We start from the raw sequence: 12,382 nt of genomic DNA on the forward strand, positions 1-12,382 counted from the left end.
CGCCTAGAGTTGGCGCGGCAGCACCGGCTGCCCGTGCGTCGAGCAGCGGTACGAGGAGGTCGGCGGGTGGAGGTCCCGGCACCGCTCGTGGCCGTGCGCGACGTCGTCGACCGCGTCGCCCGCCGCTCCCCCGCGCGGCTCGCGGTGGCCGTGTTCGCCTCGGTGATCGCCGTCGTGACGCTCCTGCTGTGGCAGCCGGCCGCGACGACGACGGGCGAGCGCCCCACGCTCGTCGACGCGTTCTTCACCGCCACCTCCGCGGTGTGCGTGACCGGGCTGACGACGGTCGACACCGCCACCTACTGGTCCGGCTACGGCCAGGTGGTGATCGCCGTCGCCATCAAGATCGGCGGCCTCGGCGTGATGACGCTGGCCTCGATCCTGGGCCTCGCGGTCTCGCGCCGCATCGGTCTGACCCAGCGGCTCCTGACGGCGAGCGAGACGAAGACGAACCGGCTCGGCGAGGTCGGTGGCCTGATCCGGGCCGTCATCATCGCGTCCGTCGCGCTCGAGGTCGCGCTCGCGCTCGTGCTGTTCCCGCGGTTCCTCACCCTGGGCGACGGGATCGGTCGCTCGGCGTGGGAGGCGACGTTCCTGTCGGTCTCGATCTTCAACAACGCCGGCTTCGTCATCATGCCGGAGGGCATGACCCCGTACGTGGGCGACTGGTGGATGTGCCTGCCGATCATCATCGGCACGTTCATCGGCGCGATCGGCTTCCCGGTCATCCTCAACGTCTGGATCCACCGGCGCCAGCTGCGTCGCGTCGCGCTGCACACCAAGCTCACGCTCGCCACGAGCGGCATCCTCGTGGTCATCGGCACGGTCCTGATCGGCGCTTTCGAGTGGTTCAACGACCGGACGTTCGGCGCGCTGCCGGTCGCGGACCGCGTCCTCGCCTCGCTCGTGGCGGGCATGACGCCGCGGTCGAGCGGATTCTCCACCGTCGACGTCGGCGAGATGCGCGAGGCGACCTGGTTCCTCACCGACGCCCTCATGTTCGTCGGCGGCGGCAGCGCCTCGACGGCGGGCGGCATCAAGGTCACGACGCTCGCCGTCATGCTGCTCGCGATCGTGGCGGAGTCGCGCGGTGACCGGGACATCGACGTCTTCCGGCGCCGCATCGACCCGACCGTGCTGCGCCTGGCCGTGGCCGTCTCCTTCATCGGCGCGACGCTCGTGGGCATCGCGACCCTGCTCCTGCTGACGATGACCGACCTCACGCTGGACGTCATCCTCTTCGAGGTGATCTCGGCGTTCGCCACGTGCGGCCTGTCCACCGGCATCACCGCGGACCTGCCCGACGGCGCACAGCTCGTGCTCGCCGCCCTGATGTTCTTCGGCCGCACCGGCACCATGACGCTGGCTGCTGCCCTCGCCCTGCGCAGCCGGCGCCGGGTCGTCCGTCTGCCCGAGGAGAGGCCGATCATTGGTTGAGAACGATGACTGAGAACCGCCTGGCGCGTGGCCGGGACGTCCGCCCGCCCCGCGACCCCCGCGAACCGCGCGAGCGCCGACCCGAGGTCGACACCTCCGCCGTCCTGGTGATCGGGCTGGGACGCTTCGGCACGGCCCTGGCCTCCACGCTGGACTCCCTGGACCGCCGGGTGCTGGGCGTCGAGCGCGACCCCGACCTCATCCGGACCTGGTCGGGGCGCATCCCGCTGGTCGAGGCTGACGCCACGAACCCCGAGGCCCTCGAGCAGCTCGGCGCGCGGGAGTTCCACACCGTCGTCGTCGGCGTCGGGACCGAGCTGGAGGCGAGCGTGCTCATCACGGGCAACCTCGTGGACCTCGGCATCCCCCAGATCTGGGGGAAGGCGATCTCGGCCGAGCACGGACGCATCCTCGAGCGCATCGGCGCGCACCACGTCGTCTACCCCGAGTACGACGCCGGTCAGCGCGTGGCCCACCTCGTCTCGGGCAAGATGCTCGACTACATCGAGATGGAGGACGGGTTCACCATCGTCAAGATGCGCCCGCCGCGCGAGCTGCACGGCTTCACGATCGCGCAGGCCCAGGTGCGCAAGCGCTACGGCGTGACGATCATCGGGGTCAAGGCCCCGGGGGTGGCGTTCCAGTACGCGGCGGACGAGACGCGCATCGACGGCGACGACGTCCTCATCGTGTCCGGCGACTCCTCGCTCCTGGAGCGGTTCGCGGCCCGTCCCTGACGCCCTCCGCCGCGCGCCCGAGACCGATCTCCCTCGCGCGGCGGAGGACCCGGGCGCTCCGCGCGGGTTGGATGGGTGCATGACCACGACGACCCCCCGCCGCTCCCCCGCCCTCCTCGCCGGCCTCACCGCCCTCGGTCTGGTGCTGGTCGCGTGCTCGACCACGCCCGAGGCCGCCCCCGAGTCGTCCTCGACGGCGCAGGCGTCCCCGACGCCGTCACCGAGCGCCACCGAGGCCTCGACGACGTCGGAGCTCGACGACGCCCCCGTCGTGGAGATCCCCGCCACGCCGGTCGGCGAGCAGATCGCCTGGACGATCGCGGCACTCGCCCCGGGTGCGACGCTCGACCCCGCCGACGCGGAGTCCCGCCTGTCGCCGCCCGCCCTGGAGCAGCTCGACGGCGCGGCGCTGGCGCAGACCTTCGCCGGCATCGCCGCGACCGGCCCGTGGGAGCCGATCTCCTACGAGGGCGAGGACTACTCCGCGATCGCGCAGCTGCGCGACGCGGGTGGGCAGCGTCTCGACCTGACCGTGGTCGTGAACGCGGAGGGGCTCGTCGAGCAGCTCCTCTTCCAGCCGCCGTTCGACCACGAGCCCGCGGCCTCCTGGGACGAGCTGGGCACCGCCGTCGAGGCCCTGCCCGCCGACACCACCCTCGTGGTCACGGACGTGACCGACCCCGCGGCCCCCGCGGAGGTCTTCGCCTCCGGCGAGGACGGCGCGTTCCCGGTCGGGTCGGTGTTCAAGCTGTACGTGCTCGGCGCGGTGACCGACGCCGTCGCCGCCGGGACGCTGGCGTGGGACACCGAGCTCACCCTGACCGACGACGTCAAGAGCATGCCGAGCGGCACGCTGCAGGACGAGCCGGCCGGCACCGTCGTCACGGTCCGCCAGGCGGCCGAGGCCATGATCGCGATCAGCGACAACACCGCCACGGACCTGCTCATCCAGGCCGTGGGCCGCGAGAGCGTCGAGGCGCAGCTGCCCGTCATGGGCCACTCCGACCCCGCGCTGAACACGCCGCTGCTCGCCACGCGCGAGCTGTTCCTCCTCGGCTGGGGCGGCGACGACGCCCGCCGCGAGGCGTGGGCGTCCGGCGACGCCGCCGAGCGCCGCGCGATCCTCGCCGCGCTCCCGGCCGGCCCTCCCGGCATCGACCCGCTGACGATCTCGGCCACGGTCTGGCAGGACGGCCTCGACTGGTTCGCGACCCCCGACGACCTCGTGGCCGCGCACCTCTCGCTGCAGGAGAGGGCGGACACGCCCGCGGGCGAACCGCTGACGGCCATCCTCGGTGCCAACCCCGGCATCGAGCCGGCGGTCGCGGGAGCGTTCGAGGAGGTCGCGTTCAAGGGCGGCAGCTCGATGGGTGTCCTGGCGCTGACCCACCACTACCGCGACGCCGACGGCGCGTGGGTCGTGACGCTGCAGGCGCACAGCGACAGCCAGACCGACGTGGCCGACCTGCGGCCCTACGTCGCCGCGGCCCAGGACGCCGCGATCCTGCTGTCGGGGAGCTGAGGACTCAGACCGGCGGCGGGTCGGGGAACGGCGCCCACACGGCCGGTCCCCCGATCCCCGCCAGGCCCACGAGAACGAGGGCGACGGCGAGGCCCACCAGGACCAGCACCCACACCTGTCGCACGGTGGCCGTCGGGGCGACGGCACGCCACAGCGTGCGCGCGCCGCTGCGGGTGGCGTCGGCGACCGGCACCCACCACGCGGCCGTCAGCCCGGCCGCGAGCGCCAGGGGCGTCACGAGCTCGCCCCAGCCGGACGGGAGGCCGCCGACGAGGTCGCCGGAGGCCGACGAGGACCCGAGCCACCACAGGCTGGCCGCGACGACCGCCCCGACGCCGAGCGGCACCAGCGAGGTCACCAGGCCGAGCAGCACCATCGGCACCGTCCACCCGGCGGCAGCCCAGCCGTCCGACCGCCGCGGTCCGCGCCCGAGGCGCCGGGCCCTCGTGCGGCGCTCGACGAGGCCGATCGAGGTGAGGAGCACGAACCCGAGCAGCGCCGTGGCCGAGGCGACGCCCGGCCAGCCGATCGCGAGGGCGACGACGAACGCTCCCGAGGAGACCACCAGGGCGCGCTGCGGCCGCGGCGGCAGGGCCCACGCGGGCGGCGCGACGACGTCGGCGCCGATCCAGGGAACGGCCGCCGGGCCGACGGCGGGGCCGGGCGGCGAGCTCGGCACGCCGCCGGGCGTTGCGACGGGCGGACCGGCCGCGGGACGGGGCGCGACGACGGCGGTCGCCGCCTCGGGCGCCCCGCCGCGCCACACCGGACCCGGGGGCGGGGGCACCGCCGTCGTCGCGGGTCCCGCCGCGGCGGCGAGGGGCGCGGCGCCGACCGGACCGGGCGGCGGCGGGACGAGCCGGGTCGGTTCGGGCACCGGCTGGTCGATCCCGAGGGCGTCGTTCTCGAGGACCCGCAGCAGCGCGAGCGGGTCGGTCCGCTCGCGCGGGTCGGGGGCGAGCGCGTGGCGGAAGGCTGCCGCGACGGCGGGGGCGAGTCCGTCGACGTCGGGACGCGCCGTCGTCATCCGTCCGAGCACGGCCTCCATCGGACCGCGCCCGAACGGCGGCCGTCCGGTGGCGGCGTAGAGCATGACGGCCGCCCACCCGAACCAGTCGCCCGCGTGCCCCAGCGCACCACCGGTGAGGGTGGCGGGGTCGAGGAAGCCCGGTGTGCCGGTGACGAAGCCGGCGTGCGTGAGGCGGTCGTCGTCCACGAGCTGCGCGATGCCGAAGTCGATGAGGACCGGACCGTCGTAGGTGACCATGACGTTGCCGGGCTTGAGGTCGCGGTGCAGCAGCCCGGCGTCGTGCACCTGCGTCACGGCCTCGTGGAGGTCGCGCGCGAGCGGGTGCAGGTCGACCGGATCGAACGCTCCCTCGGCGGCGACCGACTCCTCCAGGCTGAGCCCCTCCACCAGCTCGGTCACGATGAACGCGAGGTCGTCCTCGACCTCGGCGTCCAGCACGCGCGCGACCCTGCTGCCGCGGACCCGGTGGAGGCTGGCGACCTCGCGGTCGAGCCGCGAGCGGGCCTGCGGGTCGGCGCTGATCGCGGGGTGCAGGAGCTTCAGGGCGACACCGGTCCCGACGGCGTCGCGCGCCTCCCAGACCGTGCCCATCCCGCCCGCGCCGAGGCGGTGGACAAGCGTGTACCCACCCACCTCGTCACCCGCACGAACCATGGGACGAACGTAACGGACACCCGCCGCCGGGACGGGGAGGACTCCCCACCGGCCCGTCCCCGACCCCGCCGCGCCGGGCGTTCCTCGTGCTCGGCGGCGCCGCCGCCTACGGTGGAGGGTGTGAGCCCAGACGACGATCGCCGTCCCACGACCGACACCGCCGACGACGACCTCGAGAACCAGCAGGCGTCGGCCCCCGACGGGACGGGCGGCGTGCCACCCGCGACCGCCGTCCCGACCGAGGCAGGCGAGTACGACTTCGTGGTCGTGGCCAACCGGCTCCCGGTGGACGCCACGGTGACCGGCGCCGGCGTCGAGACCAACCGCTCCCCCGGCGGCCTCGTGACCGCGCTCGCGCCGATCATGCGCGAGGCCGACGGCGCGTGGGTGGGCTGGGCGGGCACGCCCGACCTGGATCTGGACGCGTTCGACGACGACGACATCCACCTCGTTCCCGTCCCGCTGACCGCGGACGAGATCGAGGCGTACTACGAGGGCTTCTCGAACGGGACCCTCTGGCCCCTGCTGCACGACGCCGTCGTCGACCCGGAGTTCCACCGGACCTGGTGGAACTCCTACGTCACGGTCAACCGCCGGTTCGCGACGGCCGCGGCGAAGGCGGCCGCACCGGGCGCGACCGTGTGGGTGCACGACTACCAGCTGATGCTCGTGCCGAGCCTGCTGCGCGCGCTGCGCCCCGACCTGCGGATCGGCTTCTTCCTGCACATCCCGTTCCCCCCGCCGGAGATCTTCGCCCAGCTCCCGTGGCGCAAGCAGGTCGTGGAGGGCATGCTCGGCGCGGACCTGGTCGGCACGCAGCGCACCAGCGACGCGGCCAACATCCTGCGCAGCGTCCGGCGCCACACCGACCTGACCACGCGCGGCCAGGTCGTCACGGTGGGCAGCCGGTGGACGCGGCCCGAGCGGCACGTCCGGATCGCGGCGTTCCCGATCTCGATCGACTCCGGCTCCATCAGCGCGCTGGCCGAGACCCCCGAGGTCATCGAGCGCGCCGCCCAGATCCGTCGCGAGCTCGGCGACCCCGCTGTGATGCTGCTCGGCGTCGACCGCCTCGACTACACCAAGGGCATCCGCCACCGGCTCAAGGCGTTCGGCGAGCTCCTGCAGGACGGTGCGGTCAGCGTCCCGGACGTCACGCTCGTGCAGGTGGCCAGCCCCTCGCGCGAGCAGGTCGAGGAGTACCGCGTGCTGCGCGACGACGTCGAGGTCACCGTCGGACGCATCAACGGCGACCACGGTGCGCTCGGCCGCGCCGCGATCCACTACCTGCACCACTCCTACCCGCTGGAGGAGATGGTCGCGATGTACCGCGCGGCCGACGTCATGCTCATCACCGCGCTGCGCGACGGCATGAACCTCGTGGCCAAGGAGTACGTCGCGGCGCGCACCGACCTCGACGGCGTGCTCGTGCTGAGCGAGTTCGCCGGCGCGGCGGACGAGCTCGGCCAGGCGCTCATCGTCAACCCGCACGACATCGACGGCATGAAGCGGGCCATCCTCGAGGCGATCGCCATGAGCCCGCGCGAGAAGCGGCGCCGGATGCGCGCGCTGCGCCGCCGCGTCCTGGACTCGGACGTCCAGTCCTGGGCCAGGTCGTTCCTCGGTACCCTCGGGGCCATGCCTTCCCGCGACTCCCATGTCTGAGGCGCTCAGCGCCGACGTGTCCACGGCCGACGTGTCCACGGTCGATCAGGCCGCGGTTCCCACGGGCGACGACGCGGTGCGCGAGGCCGTGCGCCGCGTCGCGGGTGCGCGCCACGTCGCCGTCGCCCTCGACTTCGACGGCGTGCTCGCACCGCTGGGCGACGACCCGATGGGCGTCACCATGGCGCCGGGTGCCGCCGACGCGCTCGCGGCGATCGCCGCGCACCCCGACATGACCGTCGCGCTCGTCTCGGGCCGCCGGCTCGAGGACCTCGTGACGCTCGCCTCGCCGCCGGTCGGAGCGCTGCTGGCCGCGTCCCACGGCGTCGAGCACGGCCTGGTCACGGCCGCCGGGACGCGCACCGAACCGCTCGAGCCCACCGAGGCCGAGCACGACCTGCTCGCGCGTCTGGACGACGCCGTCGCCGCCATCGCCGCCGACGTCGAGGGCGCGTGGGTCGAGCGCAAGACGTTCGCGCGGGTGCTGCACACGCGCACGGCGCAGGACGACGACGCCGCGTCGGCCACCGCGCTGGCCGTGGTGGGTCCGGCCGACTGGCCGGGGGTGCACGCCATCATCGGCAAGTCGGTGGTCGAGCTCGCCGTCCGCGACGTGACCAAGGCCGACGGCGTGGCCTGGGTGCGTCGGCGCGCGGCCGCCGACGCGGGGCTGGACCCCGCCGACGTCGCGGTCGTGTTCGCCGGTGACGACACCACGGACGAGCACGCGCTCGTCTCGCTCGGTCCGGCCGACCTCGGGGTCAAGGTCGGCGGGGGCGAGACCGCCGCGACGCTGCGCGTGGCGGACGAGCCCGCCGTCGTCGACCTGCTGCGCGCGCTGCTGGCCGCCCGCGCCTGAGCGGCCCCGCCGCCGTCGCCGCCGGTGACGGGTGTCACAGCACCGGGGCCCGGCCTGTGGCAGAATGGGCCCGCCCTGCACCCCGACCGCTGATGCGATCGAGACGCTCGGCGTGTCAGCGCAGACGCTGCTGCCACCTTTCACAACGGATCGTCCGGCACGTACCTGCCGGTGAAGGGAAAGCGATCACTCATGGCTACGGTCACCTACGACAACGCCACGCGCATCTACCCCGGCTCCACCCGACCCTCGGTGGACAGCCTCAACCTCGAGGTCGCCGACGGCGAGTTCCTCGTCCTCGTCGGCCCGTCCGGCTGCGGAAAGTCCACGTCCCTGCGCATGCTCGCGGGGCTCGAGGACGTCAACTCCGGCCGCATCCTCATCGGTGACCGCGACGTCACCGACATCCAGCCGAAGGACCGGGACATCGCGATGGTGTTCCAGAACTACGCGCTGTACCCGCACATGTCGGTCGCCGACAACATGGGCTTCGCCCTGAAGATCGCCGGCAAGCCGAAGACCGAGATCCGCCAGCGGGTCGAGGAGGCTGCCAAGATCCTCGACCTCGAGCAGTACCTCGACCGCAAGCCGAAGGCCCTCTCCGGTGGTCAGCGTCAGCGCGTGGCCATGGGCCGCGCCATCGTGCGCCAGCCGCAGGTGTTCCTCATGGACGAGCCGCTGTCGAACCTCGACGCCAAGCTCCGCGTCCAGACGCGCACCCAGATCGCCTCGCTGCAGCGTCGACTCGGCGTCACCACGGTCTACGTCACGCACGACCAGACCGAGGCCCTGACCATGGGCGACCGCATCGCGGTGCTCAAGGACGGCCTGCTCCAGCAGGTCGGCACGCCGCGCGAGATGTACGACACCCCCGCCAACATCTTCGTGGCCGGCTTCATCGGCTCGCCCGCGATGAACATCGGCGAGTTCCACGTCGAGAACGGCGCCGCCAAGCTCGGCCCCGCCAGCATCCCGCTGTCGCGCGAGACCATCGCCGGCCTGTCGGACGCCGACAACGGCAAGATCAACCTCGGCTTCCGCCCCGAGTCGCTCGACGTCAGCACCGAGGGCACCGAGGGTGCCTTCCCCGTCGAGGTCAACCTCGTCGAGGAGCTCGGCTCCGACGCTTTCGTCTACGGCCAGCTGGCCGGCGGCGACGAGGTCGCGCAGAACATCTCCTCGGGCGCCGGTCAGGCCCAGGTCATCGTGCGCGTCGACCCCCGCCGCGTGCCCGACAAGGGTTCGCGCCTGTGGGTCAAGATCCGTCCGGGCGAGCAGCACCACTTCGCTGCCGCGTCCGGCCTGCGTCTGCCCAGCTGACCAGCGTCACCCAGCAGCACAGCACGCTCCACGAGGGCGGTCCCGATCGGGGCCGCCCTCGTGGCGTTCCGGCCACCGGCACGCGTACGGGAGAATGGACCCATGGCTCAAGCAGGCGAAGCGATCATCGTCGCGTCCGGTCTCAAGGCCGGCTACGAGGGTGAGGAGGTGCTGCACGGCGTCGACCTCACCATCGCCGGCCGAAGCGCGCCCGTCGGCATCATCGGGCCCTCCGGCGTCGGCAAGTCGACCGTGGTGCGCGCCCTGATGGGCATCATCACCCCCTACGGCGGCACCGTCTCCTACCGCGGACGCCCCGCCCACAAGCTGCGCCGCGGCGAGAAGAAGGTCTTCGCGGGCGAGGTGCGCCGCGTCTCGCAGGAGGGCGTCCCGACGACGGACCCCCGGCTGACGGCGGAGAAGTACCTCGCCGGGGCGCTCAAGGACGCGCGCAGGGCCGGCCGCACCCACGCCTCGACCATCGAGGGCCTGCTCGACTTCGTCGCCCTCGAGCAGCACTTCACCGGCCGCACCCTGGTGACGATGTCGGGCGGTGAGCGGCAGCGGCTGGCGCTGGCGCACGCGCTCGCCACGCGTCCCGACGTCCTCGTCCTGGACGAACCGCTGACGGCGATCGACCCCGGCCTGCGCTCGGAGATCCTCCGCCGCCTCAAGACGCTCGCCGCCGACCTCGGCATCAGCGTGCTCCTGGTCTCGCACGACCTGGAGTCGGTGGAGCGCCTGTGCTCGACCGTCCACGTCCTCGCCGACGGCGTCTTCGTGGCCTCCGGCCCGCTGACCGAGATCCTCGCCGCCGCCTCCCACCCCGTCGTCGCCGATCTCGCGGCCGCGGCCCCGCTGACCGCCCAGCGGCTGCGCTGAGCGTCACCACCGGCCGGAAGGACACCCGTGAGCAACCGCCTGCAGATCACTGCGGCCTCCCCCGATCCCGCACTCCTCACCCTGCCCTGGCACATCCCGCTGGAGGAGTGGCCCGACGAGGTGCTCGCCGCGCTGCCGCGAGGCATCTCCCGGCACGTCGTGCGGTTCGTGAAGCTGTCCGGCCGCGTCATCGCGGTCAAGGAGATCGGTGAGACCGTCGCTCACCGCGAGTACGAGCTGCTGCGCCAGCTCTCGCGCATCGACGTCCCCTCGGTCGAGCCGGTCGGCGTCATCACGGGGCGCCGCAGCCGCGACGGCGAGGAGCTGAACTCGGTCCTCATCACCGAGCACCTGCAGTTCTCGCTCCCCTACCGGGCCCTGTTCAGCCAGTACCTGCGCCCCGACACCGCCACGCGCCTCATCGACGCGCTCGCGGTGCTGCTGGTGCGCCTGCACCTCAACGGCTTCTACTGGGGCGACGTCTCGCTCTCCAACACGCTCTTCCGCCGCGACGCCGGAGCGTTCGCCGCGTACCTGGTCGACGCCGAGACCGGCGACCTGCACCAGCACCTGTCCGACGGTCAGCGCGCCTACGACCTCGAGATCGCGCGCGTCAACGTCATCGGCGAGCTCATGGACCTGGAGGCCGGCGAGATCCTGGACTCCACGGTCGACACGGTCACGGTCGGCGAGATGCTCGTGGTCCGCTACGAGGAGCTGTGGCAGGAGCTGACCGTCTCGGAGTGGTTCGAGCCGGGAGAGATGTGGCGCGTGCAGTCGCGCATCAGCCGCCTCAACCACCTCGGCTTCGACGTCGGCGAGCTCGACATGTCCACCGACGTCGACGGCACGCGCATCCGCATCCAGCCCAAGGTCGTGGACGCCGGTCACCACCACCGGCGCCTCATGCGCCTCACCGGCCTGGACGTGCAGGAGAACCAGGCGCGGCGCCTGCTCAACGACATGGACGCGTTCCGCGCGGCCACCGACCGGCAGGGCGACGAGGAGGAGTTCGTCGCGCACGACTGGCTCGCGAACGTCTTCGAGCCCGCCATCCGCGCGGTGCCGCGCGAGCTGCGCGGCAAGCTGGAGCCGGCCGAGATCTTCCACGAGCTGCTCGAGCACCGCTGGTACCGCTCGCAGGAGGCCGAGCGCGACCTGTCGCTGCTGGACGTCGTCCCGACCTACATCGACCAGGTGCTGCGGCACCGACCCGACGAGAAGGCCGTCCTCGGCCTCGACACCGCGACGCTGCGGGCGATCGAGGACGACGACGACCTGATCGGCTGACGCCCGGCGTCAGCCGCGGGCGCGCGCGACCTCGTACAGCGCCAGCGAGGCCGCGACGGACGCGTTCAGACTCTCGACCGAGGACGTGATCGGGATGGCGGCGACGACGTCGCACGTGTCCCGCACGAGGCGCGAGAGCCCCTTGCCCTCGGCTCCGGCGACGAGCACCACGGGGCCGTCGGCGACGTCGAGGTCACCCACGAGCTGGTTCCCGTCGCCCGCGAGGCCGACGACGAAGAAGCCGGCCTGCTGGAACTCGCGCAGCGCGCGCACGAGGTTCGTGGCACGGGCGACGGGCACCCGGGCCGCGGCACCGGCCGACGTCTTCCACGCGGCGGCGTTGACGCCGGCGGAGCGGCGCTCCGGCACGACGACACCGTGCGCGCCGAACGCACCGGCCGACCGGATGATCGCGCCGAGGTTGCGGGTGTCGGTGACGCCGTCGAGCGCGACGACGAGGCCGGGACGGTTCGACTCCAGCGCGGCGTCGATGAGGTCGGCGGGCTCGGCGTAGACGTACTCGCCCACGGTGATGAGCACACCCTGGTGGATGCCGCGGTCGGAGAGGTTGTCGAGCTCGACGGCGGTGGTCTCGATCAGCGGCAGGCCCTGGTTGAGCGCCAGCCGCAGGATCTCGCGCACGCGGTCGTCGGCCTCGACCCGCGAGGAGACGTAGAGGGTCTTGGCCGGGACACCCGCGCGGAGCGCCTCGACGACGGAGTTGCGGCCGTAGACGGTCTCCTCGCCGACGGCGCGGGCCGAGGAGCGCGAGCGCCCCGCCGCCGTCGCGCCCGGACGCTTGGCGTCGCGACGGGCCGCCGCCGCGGCGCGCTTGGCCGCGGGGTGGTACGGGCGATCGGTCGCCTTGGGCGTCGGGCCGCGGCCCTCGAGCCCCTGGCGCCGGTTGCCGCCGGAACCGACGACGGCACCCTTCTTGCTGCTGCCCTTGCGCACCGCGCCACGCCGCTGCGAGTTACCTGCCATCG

The 12,382-nt window shown here is 73.3% G+C and carries 10 protein-coding genes; 8 read left to right on the forward strand and 2 right to left on the reverse strand.

Annotated elements, in window-relative coordinates; genetic code table 11:
• Positions 1 to 66 precede the first annotated feature (66 nt).
• From SERN_RS03275 to SERN_RS03285, 3 genes are all read left to right on the forward strand, one after another.
• Positions 67 to 1,437 carry a TrkH family potassium uptake protein gene (locus tag SERN_RS03275; protein WP_135848652.1) on the forward strand — a complete coding sequence of 457 codons (1,371 nt, stop codon included), beginning with the start codon at positions 67 to 69 and terminating at the stop codon, positions 1,435 to 1,437.
• 5 nt (positions 1,438 to 1,442) lie between these two features.
• Complete coding sequence (locus SERN_RS03280; RefSeq protein ID WP_135848653.1) at positions 1,443 to 2,174, forward strand: potassium channel family protein; 732 nt, start codon at positions 1,443 to 1,445, stop codon at positions 2,172 to 2,174.
• Between the two features lie 79 nt (positions 2,175 to 2,253).
• Complete coding sequence (locus SERN_RS03285) at positions 2,254 to 3,696, forward strand: serine hydrolase (RefSeq protein WP_135848654.1); 1,443 nt, start codon at positions 2,254 to 2,256, stop codon at positions 3,694 to 3,696.
• Between the two features lie 4 nt (positions 3,697 to 3,700).
• Here SERN_RS03285 and SERN_RS03290 read toward each other — a convergent pair whose 3' ends face one another.
• The gene (locus SERN_RS03290) at positions 3,701 to 5,380 is read right to left on the reverse strand and encodes a serine/threonine-protein kinase (RefSeq protein ID WP_135848655.1); all 1,680 of its coding nucleotides are present in this window, start codon (positions 5,378 to 5,380) and stop codon (positions 3,701 to 3,703) included.
• A 213-nt stretch (positions 5,381 to 5,593) separates the two neighbouring features.
• Here SERN_RS03290 and SERN_RS03295 point away from each other — a divergent pair, with 213 nt between their 5' ends.
• From SERN_RS03295 to SERN_RS03315, 5 genes are all read left to right on the forward strand, one after another.
• Complete coding sequence (locus SERN_RS03295) at positions 5,594 to 7,045, forward strand: alpha,alpha-trehalose-phosphate synthase (UDP-forming) (protein WP_135849002.1); 1,452 nt, start codon at positions 5,594 to 5,596, stop codon at positions 7,043 to 7,045.
• Positions 7,038 to 7,904 carry a trehalose-phosphatase gene (gene otsB / locus SERN_RS03300; RefSeq protein ID WP_135848656.1) on the forward strand — a complete coding sequence of 289 codons (867 nt, stop codon included), beginning with the start codon at positions 7,038 to 7,040 and terminating at the stop codon, positions 7,902 to 7,904. Before SERN_RS03295 ends, otsB begins: the two co-directional genes overlap by 8 nt.
• A 192-nt stretch (positions 7,905 to 8,096) precedes the next feature.
• Complete coding sequence (locus tag SERN_RS03305; protein ID WP_135848657.1) at positions 8,097 to 9,224, forward strand: ABC transporter ATP-binding protein; 1,128 nt, start codon at positions 8,097 to 8,099, stop codon at positions 9,222 to 9,224.
• A gap of 102 nt (positions 9,225 to 9,326) precedes the next feature.
• Positions 9,327 to 10,106 carry an ABC transporter ATP-binding protein gene (locus tag SERN_RS03310; RefSeq protein ID WP_135848658.1) on the forward strand — a complete coding sequence of 260 codons (780 nt, stop codon included), beginning with the start codon at positions 9,327 to 9,329 and terminating at the stop codon, positions 10,104 to 10,106.
• A 27-nt stretch (positions 10,107 to 10,133) separates the two neighbouring features.
• Positions 10,134 to 11,396, forward strand: a complete 1,263-nt coding sequence (locus SERN_RS03315) for a DUF4032 domain-containing protein (RefSeq protein ID WP_135848659.1) — start codon at positions 10,134 to 10,136, stop codon at positions 11,394 to 11,396.
• 9 nt (positions 11,397 to 11,405) lie between these two features.
• Here SERN_RS03315 and rlmB read toward each other — a convergent pair whose 3' ends face one another.
• The gene (gene rlmB / locus SERN_RS03320; RefSeq protein WP_135848660.1) at positions 11,406 to 12,380 is read right to left on the reverse strand and encodes a 23S rRNA (guanosine(2251)-2'-O)-methyltransferase RlmB; all 975 of its coding nucleotides are present in this window, start codon (positions 12,378 to 12,380) and stop codon (positions 11,406 to 11,408) included.
• Positions 12,381 to 12,382 lie beyond the last annotated feature (2 nt).

Source organism: Serinibacter arcticus, assembly GCF_004786095.1.
GTDB lineage: Bacteria > Actinomycetota > Actinomycetes > Actinomycetales > Beutenbergiaceae > Litorihabitans > Litorihabitans arcticus.

Bases quoted from the DNA above. Each gene is read 5' to 3' on its own strand.
- rlmB (WP_135848660.1), bottom strand. From the start codon at position 12,380: ATGGCAGGTAACTCGCAGCGGCGTGGCGCGGTGCGCAAGGGCAGCAGC.
- SERN_RS03310 (WP_135848658.1), top strand. From the start codon at position 9,327: ATGGCTCAAGCAGGCGAAGCGATCATCGTCGCGTCCGGTCTCAAGGCC.
- SERN_RS03280 (WP_135848653.1), top strand. From the start codon at position 1,443: ATGACTGAGAACCGCCTGGCGCGTGGCCGGGACGTCCGCCCGCCCCGC.
- SERN_RS03290 (WP_135848655.1), bottom strand. From the start codon at position 5,380: ATGGTTCGTGCGGGTGACGAGGTGGGTGGGTACACGCTTGTCCACCGC.
- SERN_RS03285 (WP_135848654.1), top strand. From the start codon at position 2,254: ATGACCACGACGACCCCCCGCCGCTCCCCCGCCCTCCTCGCCGGCCTC.
- otsB (WP_135848656.1), top strand. From the start codon at position 7,038: ATGTCTGAGGCGCTCAGCGCCGACGTGTCCACGGCCGACGTGTCCACG.
- SERN_RS03305 (WP_135848657.1), top strand. From the start codon at position 8,097: ATGGCTACGGTCACCTACGACAACGCCACGCGCATCTACCCCGGCTCC.